20 protein-coding genes are annotated in these 18308 nt (G+C 74.4%); 5 read left to right on the top strand and 15 right to left on the bottom strand.

Annotated elements, in window-relative coordinates; all coding sequences use genetic code 11:
• Window positions 1-20 precede the first annotated feature (20 nt).
• The 4 genes from QOL16_RS14105 to QOL16_RS14090 are packed head-to-tail and all read right to left on the bottom strand — an operon-like array spanning window position 21 to window position 3997.
• Window positions 21-773, bottom strand: a complete 753-nt coding sequence (locus tag QOL16_RS14105; protein WP_071283622.1) for a response regulator transcription factor — start codon at window positions 771-773, stop codon at window positions 21-23.
• Window positions 755-2032 (bottom strand): sensor histidine kinase, encoded by a 1278-nt coding sequence (locus QOL16_RS14100; protein ID WP_071283615.1) that lies wholly within the window; start codon window positions 2030-2032, stop codon window positions 755-757. Before QOL16_RS14100 ends, QOL16_RS14105 begins: the two co-directional genes overlap by 19 nt.
• Window positions 2033-2076: 44 nt before the next feature.
• Window positions 2077-2793: a tetratricopeptide repeat protein gene (locus tag QOL16_RS14095; protein WP_071283611.1), complete on the bottom strand. Its 717-nt coding sequence runs from the start codon at window positions 2791-2793 to the stop codon at window positions 2077-2079.
• Window positions 2794-2800: 7 nt separating this feature from the next.
• Window positions 2801-3997, bottom strand: a complete 1197-nt coding sequence (locus tag QOL16_RS14090; RefSeq protein ID WP_071283607.1) for an MFS transporter — start codon at window positions 3995-3997, stop codon at window positions 2801-2803.
• A gap of 23 nt (window positions 3998-4020) precedes the next feature.
• Here QOL16_RS14090 and QOL16_RS14085 point away from each other — a divergent pair, with 23 nt between their 5' ends.
• Entirely contained in the window at window positions 4021-4575 is a 555-nt protein-coding gene (locus QOL16_RS14085) for a TetR/AcrR family transcriptional regulator (RefSeq protein ID WP_071283604.1), read from the top strand.
• A 211-nt stretch (window positions 4576-4786) separates the two neighbouring features.
• Here the strand turns inward: QOL16_RS14085 and QOL16_RS14080 are convergent, their stop codons facing one another.
• The 3 genes from QOL16_RS14080 to QOL16_RS14070 form a co-directional block, all read right to left on the bottom strand.
• Window positions 4787-5080: a hypothetical protein gene (locus QOL16_RS14080; RefSeq protein WP_083230300.1), complete on the bottom strand. Its 294-nt coding sequence runs from the start codon at window positions 5078-5080 to the stop codon at window positions 4787-4789.
• Window positions 5004-7025: an alpha/beta hydrolase gene (locus QOL16_RS14075; RefSeq protein WP_083394957.1), complete on the bottom strand. Its 2022-nt coding sequence runs from the start codon at window positions 7023-7025 to the stop codon at window positions 5004-5006. The genes QOL16_RS14080 and QOL16_RS14075 overlap by 77 nt, the downstream gene beginning before the upstream one ends.
• Before the next feature lie 383 nt (window positions 7026-7408).
• Window positions 7409-7870 carry a RimK/LysX family protein gene (locus tag QOL16_RS14070; protein WP_065963391.1) on the bottom strand — a complete coding sequence of 154 codons (462 nt, stop codon included), beginning with the start codon at window positions 7868-7870 and terminating at the stop codon, window positions 7409-7411.
• A 70-nt stretch (window positions 7871-7940) separates the two neighbouring features.
• On the opposite strand from QOL16_RS14070, the gene rimK reads away from it, so the two are divergent.
• The 4 genes from rimK to QOL16_RS14050 all read left to right on the top strand — a co-directional run bounded on the left by rimK (window position 7941) and on the right by QOL16_RS14050 (window position 14044).
• Window positions 7941-9119, top strand: coding sequence for a 30S ribosomal protein S6--L-glutamate ligase (rimK, locus tag QOL16_RS14065; RefSeq protein WP_065963388.1), 1179 nt, complete (start codon window positions 7941-7943; stop codon window positions 9117-9119).
• A 58-nt stretch (window positions 9120-9177) separates the two neighbouring features.
• Window positions 9178-10260: a 3-oxoacyl-ACP synthase III gene (locus QOL16_RS14060; RefSeq protein WP_370692530.1), complete on the top strand. Its 1083-nt coding sequence runs from the start codon at window positions 9178-9180 to the stop codon at window positions 10258-10260.
• Window positions 10257-12965 carry an alpha/beta fold hydrolase gene (locus QOL16_RS14055; RefSeq protein WP_071285362.1) on the top strand — a complete coding sequence of 903 codons (2709 nt, stop codon included), beginning with the start codon at window positions 10257-10259 and terminating at the stop codon, window positions 12963-12965. Before QOL16_RS14060 ends, QOL16_RS14055 begins: the two co-directional genes overlap by 4 nt.
• Before the next feature lie 107 nt (window positions 12966-13072).
• Window positions 13073-14044 carry an NAD(P)-dependent oxidoreductase gene (locus QOL16_RS14050; protein ID WP_071285364.1) on the top strand — a complete coding sequence of 324 codons (972 nt, stop codon included), beginning with the start codon at window positions 13073-13075 and terminating at the stop codon, window positions 14042-14044.
• Window positions 14045-14231: 187 nt separating this feature from the next.
• On the opposite strand, the gene QOL16_RS14045 is transcribed toward QOL16_RS14050, so the two are convergent.
• The 8 genes from QOL16_RS14045 to QOL16_RS14010 all read right to left on the bottom strand — a co-directional run bounded on the left by QOL16_RS14045 (window position 14232) and on the right by QOL16_RS14010 (window position 18278).
• A complete protein-coding gene (locus QOL16_RS14045; RefSeq protein WP_071285366.1) occupies window positions 14232-14648 on the bottom strand; it encodes an MFS transporter permease in 417 nt (138 codons plus the stop codon).
• Window positions 14645-15790, bottom strand: coding sequence for an Asp23/Gls24 family envelope stress response protein (locus QOL16_RS14040; RefSeq protein WP_071285368.1), 1146 nt, complete (start codon window positions 15788-15790; stop codon window positions 14645-14647). The genes QOL16_RS14045 and QOL16_RS14040 overlap by 4 nt, the downstream gene beginning before the upstream one ends.
• A 61-nt stretch (window positions 15791-15851) precedes the next feature.
• A complete protein-coding gene (locus QOL16_RS14035) occupies window positions 15852-16025 on the bottom strand; it encodes a CsbD family protein (protein ID WP_065963379.1) in 174 nt (57 codons plus the stop codon).
• Window positions 16026-16165: 140 nt separating this feature from the next.
• Window positions 16166-16729 (bottom strand): hypothetical protein, encoded by a 564-nt coding sequence (locus QOL16_RS14030; RefSeq protein WP_305410997.1) that lies wholly within the window; start codon window positions 16727-16729, stop codon window positions 16166-16168.
• Window positions 16726-17301: a DUF6286 domain-containing protein gene (locus QOL16_RS14025; protein WP_065959888.1), complete on the bottom strand. Its 576-nt coding sequence runs from the start codon at window positions 17299-17301 to the stop codon at window positions 16726-16728. Before QOL16_RS14025 ends, QOL16_RS14030 begins: the two co-directional genes overlap by 4 nt.
• Before the next feature lie 8 nt (window positions 17302-17309).
• Window positions 17310-17615 carry a hypothetical protein gene (locus QOL16_RS14020; protein ID WP_065963374.1) on the bottom strand — a complete coding sequence of 102 codons (306 nt, stop codon included), beginning with the start codon at window positions 17613-17615 and terminating at the stop codon, window positions 17310-17312.
• A 23-nt stretch (window positions 17616-17638) separates the two neighbouring features.
• Window positions 17639-17830, bottom strand: coding sequence for a DUF2273 domain-containing protein (locus tag QOL16_RS14015; RefSeq protein ID WP_065963373.1), 192 nt, complete (start codon window positions 17828-17830; stop codon window positions 17639-17641).
• Window positions 17823-18278, bottom strand: a complete 456-nt coding sequence (locus QOL16_RS14010; protein ID WP_139197497.1) for an Asp23/Gls24 family envelope stress response protein — start codon at window positions 18276-18278, stop codon at window positions 17823-17825. The genes QOL16_RS14015 and QOL16_RS14010 overlap by 8 nt, the downstream gene beginning before the upstream one ends.
• Window positions 18279-18308 lie beyond the last annotated feature (30 nt).

Raw genomic sequence — 18308 nt, 5'->3', positions numbered from 1 at the left:
GGCCGGTGCTGTCCGGTCCGTCAGGGGCGGGCGGCGACGCCGTGCTCGAACGCCCAGACGACCGCCTGGATGCGGTCGCGCAGGCACAGCTTCTGCAGCACGTTCGACACGTGGGTCTTCACGGTGGCCTCGCCCACGTACAGGGCCGCGGCGATCTCGGCGTTGCTGTAGCCCTTGGCGAGCAGGCGGAGCACCTCGGACTCGCGCTCGGTCAGGCCCGCGGCGGCGATGGCGGCGGTGCCTGGGTCGGTCCTGCTCGCGGTGTCGGCGGTGGTGTCGACACGTTCGTCGGTGCCGGTGCCGGTGCCGGTGCCGGTGCCGCCCGTCGTGCCGGTCGGACGGGCGGTGGTCGCGCGGCTGATCACCCGCCGGGTCACGTCCGGCGCGAGCAGGGCGTCGCCGGCCGCGACCGTGCGGACCGCGTCGATCAGCCGTTCGGGGGAGGCGTTCTTCAGCAGGAACCCGCTCGCCCCGGCCTCGAGCGCCTGGAACAGGGCGTCGTCGTCGTCGAACGTCGTGAGCACCAGCACGGCGGGCGGGTCCGGGAGCGCCGCGATCCGTCGGGCGGCCTCGAGGCCGTCGACCCCCGGCATCTGCACGTCGAGGCAGACGACGTCCGGCCGGAGCGCCACCACGGCGTCCACCGCTGCGGCACCGTCGGGCGCCTCGCCGACGACCCGGAAGCCGGGCTCGGACTCGAGGATGACGCGGAAGCCGGCCCGGACCAGGTCCTGGTCGTCCGCGAGCACGATCGTCAGGTCGTCGGCAGCCATGCCCGCACCAGGTACCCTCCCCGGGCGCGCGGCCCGATCTCGATGCGTCCGCCGACCGCCGCGACCCGCTCGCGCATCCCCACGTGGCCGAGGCCGCTGCCGTCCGTCCGCCGGACCGCGCGCTCGCCGTGGCCGTCGTCGGCGACCTCGACCTCGATGCCGTCGTCGAGGTACCGCAGCCGGACGTCCGCCCGTGCGGTCGGACCGGCGTGCTTGAGGACGTTCGTCACCGCCTCCTGGGCGATGCGGAACGCGACCGCGCCGACGGTCGGCGGGACCGGGCGCTCGTCGCCGACGACCACGTACTCGACCGGGTGCCCGGCCGTCCGCACGGCGTCGACGAGTTCCGGCACCCGACCGAGGCCAGCGGTGCTCGGGGCGGTCGTGGCGGCGCGGTCCCCGCCCGACGGCTCGTCGTCGGAGCGGAGCGTGCCGAGCATCCGACGGAGTTCCTCGACCGCCGTGCGCGCGCTGTCCTCGACCACGCCGAGCGACGTCGCGGCCTGCCCCGGGTCGCGGTCGATCACGCGGCGGGCCGCACCGGCCTGCACGCCCATGAGCGACACGTGGTGGGCGACGACGTCGTGCAGCTCCCGCGCGATGCGCACCCGCTCGAGCGTGACGGCCTGGGCAGCGGTGCGCTCCCGTTCGGCCGCGAGCTCCGCGGTGCGTTCGGCGAGGTCGTGCTTCGCGACGGCGGACGCCCAGGCCCGGTTGCCCGCGTACCAGGCGCCGCCGAAGTACAGGACGTTGATGAGGATGTTCACGAGCGAGTACGCGACGTAGGGCGCGATGAGGGCGCCGTCGTCCTTCGGCAGCGCGCTCGGCATCGACCAGCCGAACGAGAGCGACAGGAACACCCAGACGAACATCCCGACGATCACGACCCACCGCACCGCCTCGGCGCGGACGCGGTCGGAGCACCACGCGCCGACCGTGTAGAGCGCGATGAACAGCGTGAAGTTGATGAGCAGGACCTCGGGCACGTGCAGGAGCTGCGTGGCGGCGAACGCGAGCGCAGCCACCACCGCGACCGTCATCGGCCACCGGCGGCGGAAGGCGAGCGGGACCGCGTTCGCCAGGACCATGAGCGCCGACACCCACCACGCCGCCTGGTCGTCCTCGTACAGGCCCGACGCGCCGTACAGGGTCGTCGTGACGGCGAGCCCCACCGTGAGCACGAGCGCGAGCAGGAGGTCCTGCCGCTGTTCACGGCGCCCGATCGGCAGCCGCGCCCACTCCGTCGTCGTCCGCCCCATGTGCTCCACGGTAGCGGTACCCGGCGGCGCCGCCGGAGCCTTCCTCACCAGTCCCGTCCCGGCCCTCCGGTCCCGACCACCTGCAGCACGCCCATCGCGACGACGGAGCCGAGCACGGCGGCGGTCGTCGCCCACCCGGTCGCGCGGAGGGGGCGACGGGACCCGAGTGCGCCCACGGCCCGGACGGCTGCGGCGACCGCAGCGACCGCGAGCGAAGCCAGCCCGCTCCACAGGACGAGGTCGTCGAGGGGCGCACCGGCCCACGTCGCGACCGCCGCCACGAACGCGAAGACGAGGCACCCCGCCACGACGACCACCAGGGCCTCGGCGACGTCGGCGCAGCGCTCCTCGAACGCGGACGTCGGCCGACGTGCCTCTGCCGAGCGCCGGCGCGGGTGCACGGACATCCGTGCGCGGTGCTCCTCGACCTCGGGCAGCAGGTCCACGACGCTCGGCGGGAGCGGTTCGCGGAGCGGCAGGGCGAGGAAACGCGCCAGGTCGCCCGGTCGCACGCCCGACGATGCGAGCAGGCGCGCAGCGCGGTCCCGCTCGACGTCGGTCACGCTCTCGGGCAGGGTCAGTCCCCACCGCCCCGCCTGGTCGGGGTGGCCGAGTGCGCGGTAGCGCTCTACCAGTGCGCGGCGCGCGTGCGCGTCCGTCGGGTCGGCGCGGACGCGCTCCCGCAACAGGGCGAGGGCAGCCCGATGATCGCCGTCGGCCCACAGCCGGTCGACGTCGTCCTGGCGGTCCGGCGCGTGCACGTGCCCATCATCGGGCCTCGTGCCCTCGCGTGGCGACCGGTCGGCGCAGGGCCGTGCGCCCGGCCACCACGGGGACCAGTGCGGCGGCGAGCACGACGGCGGCGGCGGCGACGAAGGTGCCGGCCGTCCCGAGCGTGCCGAGCACCGTGCCCGCGACCGCCGCACCGAGTGCCTGTCCGGCGACGAGGAGGACGAACAGCGCGGACGTGCCGACCGGGGCCCGGGTCCGGTCGACCTCCGTCGTCCACGCGATGAGCGCGCCGGTCGCCGCGGTGTAGCCCCAGCCGAACACCGCGCACGCCGCGAGCGACACCGGCACCACCGCGGGCGCGAGGCCGAGGACGAGCACCGCGGCGCCTGCGACGGCGGCCGTCAGCGCCCACTGCCGGCGCGCCGGCGGTGGGCTCGTCCACCGAGCGGTCACCGCGACCAGGGCACCGCCGGCGCCGAGTGCGACCCACGCGCCGACCGACAGCGCGCTCCCGACGCCGGCCTCGACCAGTGCCGTCCGCCCGTACGTCCACACCACGGCTGATCCCGCCCCGAAGGCCAGGGCGACGGCCATCGGCAGTGCGTGTGCGACGAGCCACCACCGGTCCGGTCCGGCGGGACCTGTCGAGGGTCCTCGGCCCGCCGTGTCCCGGGCAGACCCGGCAGCGCTGACGAGGACCCCGCCCACCACGAGCGTCAGGATCCCCGCGGTGGTCCACGCCGTGCGCCAGTCGGGCAGCAGGACGAGGGCGAGGACACCCGCGGCGACGAGCCCGGGGCCGGTGCCCGAGTTGACCACCGCCTGCGCGCGGGGGAGCGCGGCGTGCTCGACCCGGTCGCCGACGAGCCGCACCAGGGCGGGCGACGCGATGCCGGCCCCTGCCGAGGCCACCACCGCGGCGGTCCCGAACACGAGGGTCGACGTGCTCGCCGCCATGACGAGTGCTCCGACCCCCGCGATCAGGGCGGCGACAGCGGCGAGAGCCCGGGCCGCCCGCCCGGCGAGGACGGACCCGGCCACCGCGCCGACGCAGTAGAGCACTGATCCGCCCGCCGAGACGGCCCCGGCGACGTCCGCACCGAAGCCGAGGTCGCGCTGCACGTCCGGGAGGAACAGGCCGTACGCCAGCCGCACGAGACCGTACGTCGCGGCGATGAGCCCGAGCCCGCTCCCGATCAGGACCCTGTCCGAGAACAAAAACGATCGTTTCACTTCTGGGATCGTAGGCTGGCGGCATGGCGATGCGTCCAGCGACCGAGCAGCGCGTGCTCGACGCCGCCGAGGAGCTCTTCTTCACACGGGGCATCGCGGCGACCCCGGTGGATGCGGTGCTCGAGCGCGCCGGGGTGTCCTCGGCGACGCTCTACCGCGGGTACCCCAGCAAGGAGGCCCTCGTCGCGGCCGCCCTCGACCGCCGCCACGACGACTGGACGGCGACGTGGGACCGCGCCGTCGCCCGGGCGTCCGACGACCGCGGCCGGTTGCTCGCCGTGTTCGACGCGCTCGACGACCACCGCGCGACCCCGACCGGTTCACGGTGGTGCGCGTTCCTCGGGACCGCCGCCGAGTACGTCGACGCCCCCGCCGACGTCCGGGCCGTGCTCGACCGGGAGACCGACACGCTGCGCCGCCGGCTGACCGAGACCGCCCGCCCGCTCGTCGGTGCCGCAGCCCCGGCGCTCGCCGAGCAGCTGTTGCTCGTCGTGTCGGGATCGCTGGCGATGCGGCTGCGGGATGCGGCAGGCGCGACGGCGACCGCGCGCGCGGTCGCCGTCGCGCTCCTGCCCTGACCGCGCAGGCCCACGGTACGGACGGGAGGCGCGGTGCCGGTGACGCGCGCGCGTCACCTGCACCGCGCCTCCCGTCCGTCACCTCGCACGCGACACGAGGGGCGACCGGTTCAACCCGCCGGGACGGTGGTCACGCTGACGGCGGCGAGCTGCGTGCCGCGCTCCTGCATCGCCGGCAGGCGCTCCCGTTGGGCTGGCGGGCGATGCGCGCTCAGGTCTTCGGCGGGCTGATGATCGGGTCGCTCCACTTCGGGAACGGCGGGTACTCGCCGGGGAGGGACTCCTCGGGGTACTCCCCGTCATTGCGGCCGCCGACGGCCTCGGTCAGCGCGTGGCCGTCGTTGGTCCAGTACTGACCGCTGTACACGGTGAGGCCGTAGTCCCCATCGGGCTGCACCTCGTACTCGACGTGCCAACCGGTGCCCGTGTCAGCCAGGACCTCGTGGTAGCGACCTCGTGTCCGCTCGCGGTAGGACCAGTCGCGCTGCCCGAAGAAGTCGATCATGGGCTGCAGATCGCGCGGGTCTCCGGTCGCTCCAGCAGGCGACCACAGCCGATCGCTCCGGAGGAAGTAACTGTTGCGGGGACCGGCTCCACGGAGCGGAACGATTCCGTCTCCGCCGATGTTGGGAACCCGGTCGCCGCCGATCCACGACCACTCGCCGACGTGTACCGCTCGCTGCGCTTCCGCGAGGACCACCTGCATCTGCGCGTAGCGCTCGGCGTACCGGTCGAACTCCTGCTGCGTCGACATCTCCGCCACGTCGTCCTCTGTCAGACCTGCGGCATCGACTGGCATGTGGCCTCCTGGGCTGGTGCACGCGGTGAGGAGCCAAGCGCAGCAGGCGGCTGCTACGAGGGCACGAAGCGATCGCATGATCTTCATCCTGGTACTCCGGTAGCGACGATCTTCGAGATGGTGTCCTGAGCCGTCGAGCCAGGTGTCGGGTCTGGGCCAGCGCTTCGGCTGCGGTCGTGGAGCCGTACGAGTGGCCGAGGACCGTGAACCGACGCGGTGCGCCCCCTCGGCTGTCGTGGATGCCGTCGAGGAACGACGCCAGCTCGGCCCCACCCGCGGCGGCCCGCCCCTGCGCCGGGACCTCGGGGAAGGCGGGTGCGCGGTAGCCGAACCAGGACACGACCGCGTACGAATCCGTCTTCCGTGCCCTCGCGGCAGACCGGAGGAGCCCAGAAGCGGCTTGCGCCTTCTCCAGCGTGCTGCCGAGCGTCGTCGTCGCTCCGGGGACGTTCACCGTGACGTTCGCGGCGGTGTCGAGGTCGCCCAGCACGACCGCGGCGACGGGAGCGCCGTTCGCGACGCCGAAGCCGACGAGCTGCGCCACCGTCGCGGTCGGCGCCGGCAGGTCGGCTGCGATCCGGTCCGCTCGCTGGAGCCCCTGCGCGAGCGCGCGGACCTGTGTGGTGAACTCCTCGAGGCTCACCGCTCCGTACGTGTACGCCAGTCCGAAGAGCCGGTACATCCGCTCGGGGTCTCGGAGCGCCGCGGCGAGCACCCGCCGCGAGGCCACGTCACGAGCGACGGCGGGCAACCCGTCGAGGTTCGCCACCTGCACCTGGGTCCGCAGCGGGAGTACTGCGATGTCCTCGGCGGTGAGCCCGAGGTCCGTCCAGGCCGCCGCGACCTCCGCCGGGGTCAGGGACGGCTCCAGCAGCCGCCGTGCCGCAGGGGAGAGGGTCGACACTCCGGCGATGTCGAGCGCGACGTCGGAGACCGATCGTCCTCCGGCGGCTTCGAACGCGTCGGCGATCCGCGCCGCCCACCGGGCGTCCTCGGCGTTCTCGTCGAGGTACGCACCGAAACCGCCCGGCAGCGGCGGTGCCTCGACGGGGACCCACCCACACCGGTCACGGAAGCCCGCCCACGCGTTCCGGACGCGGACGAGGTCCTGTTCCGTCACGCCGTCCTGCGCCTGGGCCGTGGCGGTGAACCGGCGCAACCGTTCCGGATCGGCACTGCTGCGCCCGGTCGCCTGCGCGCCGGTCCGTCGTCGGTGCCGAGCACGGAAGGTCGCGGTGACGGGCGTCGGTCTGATCGGGGCCGCGGTCGGTTCCGGGTCGAAGGCTGCTGCGCTCGCATCGAGCAGGGGCTCCCACGCGGCAGCGATGCCGACCAGGGTGTGCTCGCGGTCAGCTGCCTGCTTCCGCCAGGCCGCGAGCTCCGACCGTCGGTGGCGCTCCTGCGAGGCCTGGTGCCGGGCGATCCGCACCTGGTCGGCGAGGTCGTCGAGGGCGTGCGCGAGACGCACCCGGTCCTCGTACTCGACGGTCCTGGCGGTCTCGAAGAGTCGCACGTACCCGCCGTCGAAGTCCCGCAGCGCTGCCTCTGCAGCGCTCCGTCGCGGCCACGCGCTCCCGCGCAGCGCCAGCGCGGCCTGCGCAGCGCACGCCGCGAGCCGCGCAGCTGCGGCGTCGTCGAACCCGAACCCCACGTCCCACCCCCATCACCAGCCCGGCAATGTGTAGAACGTAGCATTTCAAACGAACTGACAAGGAACGTGTGGAATACGGCCCCTCCGGGACGGGAGGCGCGGATGCAGCCGGCCCCGCGCCTCCCGTCCGCCGTGGAGTCGGCCGCATGTCGGGAGGCGCGCCCAGCGGGAAGCATGCCGCACCACGGAACGACGTGGTTCGACGTGCTTCCCGTTGTGCAGGAGCACGCGGCACCGGCAGCCGCCGGCGCACGGCGCGGCACGGCTACGCCGGCCGCCGGCCGCCGGCCGCCGGCCGCCGGCCGCCGGCCGCCGGCCACCGGCCAGCGCGCAGCGACCAGCGGCCAGCCCAGCGCGCGCAGCGCGCCCAGCGCGACCGCGCCTCAGGCCCGCCCGCGGTTGCGCCGCCGGATCTCCTTCGGCGCCCGTCCCGCCGTGAACGACCGCGCCGGGTCGACGAGGAACCCCTGCCGCAGGGCCTGCCGACCGACGAGCATCCGGAAGCCCATCTGGTCGCGGTTGCTCAGCGTGACCTCGGCGTCGACCGTGATCCCGGCCAGCGTGATCGGCGTCAGCACGACGATGCGCTCCTGGGTGTGGCCCGTCGAGCTCCGCACGACCCGACGGTCGTGCACGTCGCACTCGTGGGTGACGGCGTCGGCGTCGGTGTCCTGCCAGGGGTGCACCGAGAATCGCACGCGGTCGCCGGGGAGCTCCTCGAGGTCGAACGCGTGCAGTGCCGAGCTCCGTGCGCCGGTGTCGAGCTTGACCTTGATCCAGGGCAGCTCGAGACCGGGCAGGGCAGCCCACTCGCGCCAGCCTGCGATCATCGGGTTCCGGGCCATGGGGCCATCCTGTCGCATGCTTTGATGGAGCGTCGCCGTCGACGTCCTCGAACCCCCGTGGAGCACCCCGATGAAACTCGCCATCCTGTCGCGCGCCCCGCACGCGTACTCGACGCAGCGCCTGCGTGCCGCCGCGATCGACCGCGGGCACGACGTCAAGGTGTTGAACACGCTGCGGTTCGCGATCGACCTGACCGCCGACGAGCCCGACCTGCTCTACCGCGGCAAGCTGCTCAGCGACTACGACGCCGTGCTGCCCCGGATCGGGAACTCGATCACGTACTACGGCACCGCGGTCGTGCGGCAGTTCGAGCAGATGGACGTCTACACGCCGAACACCGCGACGGGGATCACGAACTCGCGCGACAAGCTCCGCGCGAACCAGATCCTGTCCCGGCACCACATCGGCATGCCGGCGACGACGTTCGTGAACAGCCGCGCCGACGTCCGCGGGGCGATCGACCGGGTCGGCGGTGCGCCCGTCGTCATCAAGCTGCTCGAGGGCACGCAGGGCATCGGCGTGATCCTGGCACCGGAGGCGAAGGTCGCCGAGTCGATCGTCGAGACGCTGCACTCGACGAAGCAGAACGTCCTCATCCAGGCGTTCGTCTCGGAGAGCCGGGGGCGGGACATCCGCGCGCTCGTGGTCGGCGACCGGGTCGTCGCGGCGATGCGCCGGAGTGCGAGCGGCGACGAGTTCCGGTCGAACGTGCACCGCGGCGGCACGGTCGAGAAGGTCACGCTGACGCCCGAGTACGAGGAGGCGGCGGTCCGCTCGGCGCAGATCATGGGTCTCCGGGTCGCGGGCGTCGACATGCTCGAGGGCAACGACGGCCCGCTCGTGATGGAGGTCAACTCGTCGCCCGGGCTCGAGGGCATCGAGCGTGCGACGGGCCTCGACGTCGCCGGCGCGATCATCGACTTCATCGGCAACCAGGTCGCCTTCCCGGAGATCGACGTGCGCCAGCGCCTCAGCGTGTCGACCGGGTACGGTGTCGCCGAGCTCCTCGTGCACACGAACGCCGACCTGGTCGGCCGGACGATCAAGGAGTCGGGGCTCTGGGACCGCGACATCACGGTGCTCACCCTGCACCGCGGCGCGAACGTGATCCCGAACCCCCGGAGCGGCGTGACCCTGCAGGCGAGCGACCGGCTGCTCTGCTTCGGCAAGCTCGAGGAGATGCGCTCGATGATCCCGGACCGCCGGCGCCGTCGGAGCAAGGTCCGGAAGCTCCCGAAGGACGCATGACGCCGTCTCCCACCCGGAACGGACCCCACACCCAGCCACGATGCGGAAAGATGACCCGGTGACGATACTCGCTGACCGCCCCGTCGAACCCACCCCGAACGACGACGTGGAGCGCCCGGGCAACGCCACCGCGAAGCACCAGAACGTGTCCCTGCTCTCGGTCGCGACGACCACGGCCGAGCGGGTCACGACCTCGGCCGACATCGAGGCGAAGCTGCGCGGGGTCCTCCGGCGCCTGCGCCTGCCGATGGGCCTGCTGGAGCGCGTCGCGGGCGTCACCGAGCGCCGCAACTGGGGCGAGGGCCAGACCTTCCAGGACGCCGCGATCGACGCCGGCCGCCGCGCCATGGCCGAGGCGGGCATCCGCCCCGAGGACGTCGGGCTGCTCATCAACACGTCGGTGACCCGCCCGCACCTCGAGCCGAGCGTCGCCGTCCGGCTGCACCACGGGCTCGGCCTGCCGTCGTCCGCGATCAACTTCGACATCGCGAACGCATGCCTCGGCTTCGTCAACGCGATGAGCGTCGCCGCGAGCATGATCGACTCCGGCCAGATCAAGTACGCGCTCGTGGTCGACGGCGAGGACGCCGACCAGGTGCAGCTCAACACGATCGACCGCCTCAACCAGGGCGGCCGGAACCGCAAGGACTTCATGAGCGAGTTCGCGAGCCTGACCCTCGGGTCCGGTGCCGCGGCCGCCGTGCTCGGCCCGTCCGACGTGCACCCCGAGGGCCACCGCATCATCGGCGGTGTCACCCGTGCCGCGACGCAGTGGTACGACCTGTGCGTCGGCAGCGTCGACGGCATGTTCACCGACGCGAAGATGCTGCTCAAGGGCGGCATGGAGCTCGTCGTCGCCGCCTGGACCGAGGCCCGCGCGCACTTCGACTGGGCGGACATGGACCGCTACGTGCTGCACCAGGTCTCGGACGTGCACACGAACGCCTTCGTCGAGGCGATCGGCATCCCGCGTGCCAAGGTGCCGACGACGTACCAGCGCTACGGCAACGTCGGTCCGGCGTCGATCCCGATCACCCTCGCGGACGAGGTCGCCCGCGGCGGCATCACCCGCGGTGACCGCGTGTTCCTCGGCGGCGTGGGCTCCGGCATCAACACGGCGATGATGGAACTGCGCTGGTGAGGTCCGACCTCCCGCGCGTCGCCGCCTCCACGGCTCCGGCGACGCTCCCGCCGCCCCTGCCCGGACTCGACCCGGCCTGGTCGCGGTTGGTCACCGTCCCGGGTGGCACGGACCGGACGGGAGGCACGGATCACCCGGACCGCACGTGGCACCTCCTCGACACGGCCGGCTCCCTCGACGCGCTCGGCGTGACCCCGGTGGGCACGCTGCTGTGCGTGCACGGCAACCCGACGTGGTCGTACCTGTGGCGGTCCGTCGCGGAACAGACGCTCGCGGTCGCCCGCGCCGGCGGCCCGGCCTGGCGCGTCGTCGCGGTCGACCAGCTGGACATGGGGTTCTCGGAGCGCACCGGCGTGCAGCACCGCCTCGCCGACCGCGTGCGCGACCTCGGCGCCCTGACCGACGTGCTCGGGCTGACCGGTCCGGTCGTCACGGTCGGGCACGACTGGGGCGGTGTCGTCTCCCTCGGCTGGGCGGTCGACCACCCCGGGCTGCTCGCGGGGGTCGTCACGTGCAACACCGCCGTGCACCAGCCCGAGGACGCCCCGATCCCCGCACCGCTCCGGCTCGCGCTGCGGCCGCAGGTGCTCGGGCGCGGGACGGTCCTGACGCCGGCGTTCCTCGAGACGACGCTCGCGATCGCCCACCCCCGGCTCGACCGACCCGTCGCCGACGCCTACCGTGCGCCGTACCGCGGGGCCGCGCGTCGCGGGGGGATCGGCGGCTTCGTCGCGGACATCCCGGTCGACGCCGCGCACCCGAGCGCCGCCGAGCTCGACCGCATCGCGACCGGTGTCGCCGCCCTGCGGGTGCCCGCGCTCCTGGTGTGGGGGCCGCGCGACCCGGTGTTCCTGGAGCGCTACCTCGACGACCTCACGGCACGGCTGCCGCACGCCGACGTGCACCGCTTCGAGGGCGCCGGGCACCTGCTGCCCGACGACGCCGACGTGGCGGGCACGCTCACCGACTGGCTGGGCGACCACCTGCCGGACGGCCGCGCACCCGCCGGGGGCGAGCCGCGCCTCCCGACCGACGTCCCGGACCACACGGCCGACGCGAGCCGCCCGCTCTGGGCCGCACTCGAGGACCAGCGCGACGCCGACGGCCCCGCGCTCGTCGAGATGGCCGCCCCCGGCGGCCCCCGCACCGTGTCCTGGCGGCTGCTCGCGCGCCGTGTCGACGAGGTCGCGGTCGGGCTCGCCGACCTCGGTGTCCGCCACGGCGACCGCGTCTCGCTCCTCGTCACGCCGGGTGCCGACCTGACCGCGGTCCTGTACGCGTGCGTCCGGATCGGTGCCGTCGTCGTGGTCGCGGACGCGGGACTCGGGCTGCGCGGTCTCACGCGTGCCGTCCGCGGCGCGCGCCCGGACTGGATCGTCGGCGCGCTGCCCGGGCTGGCGGCGGCGCGCGCGCTCGGCTGGCCGGGGCGGCGGATCGCGACCGTCGCGCTGCCCCGACCCGCGCGTCGGGCGCTGCGGGTGGAGCACTCCCTCGCGGAGGTCGCACGCCGCGGTGCCCGGCTGCTCGCGTCCGGGCGGACCCTGCCGGCCGCACCGTCGCCGGAGGACCCCGCCGCCGTGCTCTTCACCTCCGGGTCGACCGGTCCCGCGAAGGGCGTCGTGTACACGCACCGGCAGCTCGCGGCCGTCCGCGACGTGCTCGCGGCGCAGTACGACGTCGGCGTCGGGACCGGACTCGTCGCGGGCTTCGCGCCGTTCGCGCTGCTCGGGCCGGCGCTCGGTGCACGGTCGGTCGCGCCGGACATGGACGTGACCGCGCCCCGCACCCTGACCGCGCGGGCCGTGGCCGATGCCGTGCGTGCGGTCGACGCCACCGTGGTGTTCCTCTCGCCGGCCGCCCTGGCGAACGTGGTCGCGACCGCGGGGGACCTGACCGCGACCGACCGGGAGGCCCTCGCCGGGGTCCGGCTGTTCCTGTCGGCCGGCGCGCCGGTCCCCGAGGCGCTCCTCGCGGCGGCGACCGAGCTCATGCCGAACGCGAGCGCGCACACCCCCTACGGCATGACCGAGGGACTCCTCATGACCGACGTCGACCTGGACGGCGTGCGCGCCGCGGGCGACACCTCCGGGTCCGGCATCTGCGTCGGCGTCCCGGCAGCCGGGGTCCGGGTGCGCATCGCGCCGCTCGACGACCTCGGCGTCCCGAGCGGTACCCCCACGGACGCCGCGGGCGTCACGGGGGAGATCGTCGTCGCGGCGCCGCACGTCCGCGACCACTACGACCGGCTCTGGCGGACGAACCGGGCCTCGCGGCAGGGCGTCGACGACCCGCGCGGGCACCGCACCGGTGACGTCGGGCACCTCGACGCCGACGGCCGCCTCTGGGTCGAGGGCCGTCTGCAGCACGTCGTGACCACCGCCCGTGGCGTCGTCACCCCGGTCGGCCCGGAGCAGCGGATCGAGGCCGTCGACGGCGTCGGCCGCGTCGGTGTCGCGGGCGTCGGCCCCACGGGGACGCAGCAGGTCGTCGCCGTGGTCGAGACCGTACCGCCCGTCCGTCGTCCGGGCCTCGCGACGGCGTCCCTCGCGACCGCGGTCCGGGCCGCCGCCGGGGTCCCGCTCGCCGCGGTGCTCGTCGTGCCCGTGCTGCCGACCGACATCCGGCACAACTCCAAGGTCGACCGTGCGCGCCTGTCCCGCTGGGCCACGTCGGTCCTCGGCGGTGCCCGGATGGTCCGACCGTGAGCGCAGCACGTCCCACCGGTCCGGACGGGGGCACGGACCGTCCCACCGGTCCGGACGGGGGCACGGACCGTCCCACCGGTCCGGCCGAGGACACGGACCGTCCCACGGTGCTGGTGACCGGCGCGAGCGGCTTCCTCGGTCGGGCGACCGCTGCGGCCGTGCGCGACGCCGGGTACGCCGTCCGCACGTTCCAGCGCCGGGCGTCCGGCGTCGACGGGGTGACCGACGTGCGGGGGAGCACGACCGACGCCGAAGCCGTGCGCCGTGCGGTCGCGGGTGTCGACGCGGTCGTGCACCTCGCCGCCAAGGTCTCGCTCGCGGGCGACCCGGCCGACTTCGCCCGGGTCAACGTCGACGGGACGCGGCTGCTGCTCGACGCCGCGCGCGCCGCCGGGGCCGGGCGGTTCGTGTTCGTCTCGTCACCCTCGGTCGCGCACACCGGATCGTCCCTCGTCGGCGTCGGCGCGGGACCCGCCGAGCCCGACGCCGCCCGCGGCGACTACGCCCGGACGAAGGCCGCCGCCGAACTGCTCGCACTCGGTGCCGACGCCCCCGGGTTCGCGGTCGTCGCGGTGCGCCCGCACCTGGTCTGGGGGCCGGGCGACACACAGCTCGTCGGACGGATCGTCGACCGGGCCCGGTCGGGGCGGCTGCCGCTGCTCGACTCCGGCGCGGCGCTCATCGACACGCTCTACGTCGACAACGCGGCCTCGGCGATGGTCGCGGCCCTCGAGCACGCGGCCGACGACCGGGTGCACGGCACCGCGTACGTCGTGACGAACGGCGAGCCGCGTCCGGTCGGGGAGCTCCTCGGCGGGATCTGCCGGGCGTCCGGGGTGCCGGCACCCCGCGTGCACGTCCCGGCGGCGCTCGCCCGGGCGGCCGGTTCGCTCGTCGAGGCCGTGTGGCGGGTGCGCCCGGGCGAGGACGAACCGCCGATGACGCGGTTCCTCGCCGAGCAGCTGTCCACGGCGCACTGGTTCGACCAGCGGCGGACCCGCCGGGACCTGCGGTGGGAGCCGACCGTGTCGATCGACGAGGGGCTCGCCCGCCTGGCGACGCACGCGCACGCCGGCTGAGGAGCGGGGCGGGCAGTCCCGTCCCGTCCGGATCGTCCTCACGCACACGGCGACACCCCACGCGCGTCGACGCACGTGGGGTGTCGCTGCGGACGGGGGACGGCCGCTCCCGGCCCGCCGCGGCGGACCGGTGGGAGCCGCGGCGGGCCCGTGTTCGGGTCACGAGCCCGCCGCGGCGGTCAGGGGGTCAGCCGGTGAAGCGCTGCCAGAGCTCCGCGACGATCGGCCAGACGTCCCCGGCACGGTCGGCCGACGAGATCGCCACCGTGACGACCGGGTAGGCGGTCACGGCCAGGCTGACCAGCACCGTGAGCGCCACCACGAGCACCGTGGTGACGGTGTGCCGACGGGTGAGGGCCAGCAGGAGCAGCGCCAGGACGACCACGGCGCCGACCAGGGTGACGGCCGTGACCCGCAGGAACGGGAACGGCACCAGGCCGGCCGTCGTCGCCGTCACGCCGCCGAGGAAGCCCACGAGCGGCAGGTAGGCGCCGAGGGCGATCGCGAGCACCAGGACGATGCCGATGCCCGACGCGATCCAGACCCCGCGGGGCCGGGGGCGGCGGAGCGAGGAGCCCCGCCGCCCTGCCCACGCGGAGGTCACGGGCGGTCCGCGTCGCCGCCGTCGTGGCGGTGCGACCCGGCCCCGTCACGGACCACGTCCGCGGCGTCCTCGATGCGGTCCGCGGCGTCGTCGAGCGCGTCGGCGACCCGGTCCTCGGCGGCGGCGTGGTCGCCGTGCGCCTCGGCACGGTGCGCGCCACCGCGGTCGGACGGTGCGTCGGACACGGCGTCGGCGGCTGCGTCGGCTGCGTCGGACGCAGCGGCACCGGCGTCGGCGGCGGCGTCCGTCGCGGCGGATGCGGCGCTCGATGCACGCTCGCGCACCTCGTCCGAGGCGTCAGCGACGGCGTCCTTCGCGGCACCGACGGCGTCCTTCGCCGCGGCACCGGCCTCGGCGGAGGCGTCCGCAGCACGGTCGGCGGCGTCGGACGCGGTCTCGCGGGCGCGGTCGGCCGCGTCGGACGCGGTCTCCCGTGCACGGTCGGCGGCGTCGGAGAGGGCCCCACGCGCGTCGTCCGCGGCTTCGCGGGTGCGGTCGGCCGCGTCGGACGCGGCGTCACGAGCACGGTCGGTGACGTCACCGGCGGCGTCCTTCGCTCGCTCGGCTGCCTCACGGGTGGTGGCGGCCGCGTCCTGTGCGACCTCCTTCGCCCGTTCGGCGACGTCCGCTGCGCCCTCGCGGACGGTCTCCGCGGCACCGGCGACGGCGTCCTTCGTGCGGTCGACGGCGTCGCCGACGGCCTCCCTGGCCTTGTCGACCGGGGTGGGCTCGTCGTCGAAGGGACCGTGCACGTCGAGCACGCGGACGTCGACGGTGGTCGGCTGGCCGGACCCGAGCTGGGACACGGCAGCGGTCACCTGGCGGCGGACCTCGGCGGCGACGTCCTGCACGGGCTGCGGGTAGGTGACGACGAGCGACACGGTGACGTCGAGCGTCCCGTCGACCTCGTCGACCTGCACCCCGGGCGCCCCGGCGGAGCGTCCGAGCTGGGAACGGACGCGGTCGGCGGCTCGGGCGACGAGGCCGCCCAGGTGGTGGACGCCCGGCACGCCGAGCGCCGTCTCCGCCGCGGTGCGGGCGGCGACCACCAGTGGCCCGGCGTCCTCGGGGAGCGGGGTGGTCAGCTCGGACGGCAGGTCGACCTCGGTGATCTGCGTCCGGGCGTTCGGATCGTGCTGCATGGCTTCCTCCTCGAACAGGACGGCCGTCGCTCCCGTCAGGGGAGCGACGGCCGTGGGTCCACTAGTGCTTGAAGACGTCCTTGACGTCCTCGCCGGTCTGCTTGGCGCTCGCGGCGGCCTGGTCCTTCTTGCCCTCGGCGACCTTCGAGTCGTCGTGGGTCGCGTTGCCAAGGGCTTCCTTCGCCTTGCCCGCGAGGTCCTGCGCTGCGTTCTTGATCTTGTCGTCGAGTCCCATGGGTTCTTCCTCTCCGTTGTCCGGGCTCGCGCCCGGTGTGGGTGACGGACTGGAGGCGCGGATCGCCTCCGCCGGTGCGTCCGGCTGGACGCGGGTGGAGCTGGTGGAGCTGGTGGTGCGGTCTGGTCGTCCGGGTCCGGCTAGTGGACGCGGGCGGGTTTGGCGAGGGTGGTGCGGGTGCCGCCGGTGAGGTGGACCAGGACCGGGAGCTGGCGGCCCAGGGTCTGGTCGAGGGTGTCGACGGCGTGCTCGACCGCGGTCAGGACACCGACCGCGTCCCCACCACGACGGACGTGGACCTTGATCCGCGCGGCCCGCTGCTTCCGGACCAGGTACGTGTCGACCTTCGCCGCGACCACGTCGTGGACGTCGGCGAGTTCGTGGTCGACCACGTCCCGCACGAGCGCGACGTTCACGGTGACCTGGTCATCGCCCGTGCGTTCCCGGGCCGCGACCGAGGTGCCGCCACCACCACGGGTGAACACCACGACCAACGCCAGGATGATCACGACCGCGCAGACGGCGGCGATGATCCACAACGCCTGCGACGGCACGTCGACTGTCGACGGCAACGTGACGTACGGCTCCACGGCGTCGCGGACGGGGGTGAGGACCCCGGCGCCGATGACGACGCCGACGATGATCGCGACCAGGCCGAGCAGGAACAGCAGGATCCGGTTCAGGGTGCGGTTCGTGGTCGTCACGACAGGGTTCCCTTCTGTTCCACGTGCACCCTCACGCGGGTGCCGTGCTTGCCGCCGAGCCGGCCGAGGCGTTCCTGGACGGCGTCGCGGACGGCTGCCTGGTCGACGGGGATGCCGGACAGGGGCACCACGCGCACCTCGGTGTGGTGGCCGCGGGCGGTGGCGGAGGTGTTCGACTCGGGCAGGTGCGCGGCGGATGCTGCGGCGTTGGCTGCGGTCGAGGCGAGGATGCGGGTGTCGATCACGACGGCACCGCGGTCGTGGTCGATCGCGGAGCGCGACATCCGGCCGGGCTTGAGGGCGAGGACGACCAGGACGATCCCGGCGATCACGAGGACCGCGGCGATGACCTCGGCGATGGTCGTGAACGCCGCGTCGGGCTTCAGGGCGGTGTCGACCACGGTCTGCGGGTCGGCGAGCAGGGGTGCCTGACCGATCGCCTTCAGGACCGATTCAGTGCCGATCCACGCCGCGACGAGCGCGGTCACGACCAGGGCCACGGACACGGCGGTGGACCGGGACCGGTGCACGCTCCGGCGACGCAGGCGCCGCTCGATGCTGCTGGTGCTCATGGTTCCTCCTACCGGACCCGGCCCTCGTGCTCACGCACGATGCCGGTCAACTCGATGTGGGCGCTGCCCACGTGGCGACCCGTGAGGTCGCGCACACGGGACTTGATGCCGTCCGCGGCGGAACTGGCCGCCTGGACGATGTCGTGCTGCTCCCGGATCGGGCCGGTCACCTCGAGCGCCAGCGCGCCGTGGTGGTCACCGAGCCCGACCCGGAGCCGCTTCGCGGGGACCCCGAGCCGTTCGGCCGAGACTGCCCGGGCGAGGGCCGTCAGGGCCTTGGCGGTGATCTCGACCCGGCCCGGGACGGCGCTCACCGGGAGGCTTCCCGGGCCGGCGCTCACCGGGAGCTCCGGCGTCCGGTCAGCACGTCGGTCAGGGCACCGCGGTCGATCTTGCCGGTCGACAGGGCCGCCACGAGGGCGCCGATCAGGCCGAACACGATGACCAGGACGAAGCCCCAGAACCCGAACTGCAGTGCCACGACGGCGAGGATCGCGCCGACCAGGGCGCCGACCAGTGTGTTACTCAACGCGCGACTCCTTCTTGTCCTCGTTGTCGTCGTCGTCGCCCGGGATGTAGACGTCCTGGACGGTCACGTTGACCTCGGCGACCTCCATGCCCACGATCTGGGTCAGTGCGCGGGCGACGGCCGAACGGACGCCGTCGGCGACCTGCTGCAGCGAGACCGGGTACTCGGCGACGATCACGACGTCGGCAGCGACCTGCTTCTCGCCGACCTCGACCTTGACGCCCTGGCCGTAGTCGCGCTGGCCGATCTTGTCGCGCAGCGCGCCGATGGCACGGGCGGCGCCGTTGCCGAGGGAGTGCACGCCGTTGACCTCGCGGGCGGCGATGCCGGCGACCTTCGACACGACGGTGTCGTCGATCGTCGTCTTGCCCGAGGTCGAGCCCGAGGCGTGCGAGCCGGTGCCACGAGCGGTGGTGGCGGAGGTGGGGGTGGTGATGGTGTCAGCCATGGGGTGTGCTCCTTCCGATGTGCCCGCGAG

It is taken from the genome of Curtobacterium sp. MCBA15_004 (assembly GCF_001865055.2).
Taxonomy (GTDB): domain Bacteria; phylum Actinomycetota; class Actinomycetes; order Actinomycetales; family Microbacteriaceae; genus Curtobacterium.
This window is presented reverse-complemented; position numbering and strand designations above follow the sequence as displayed.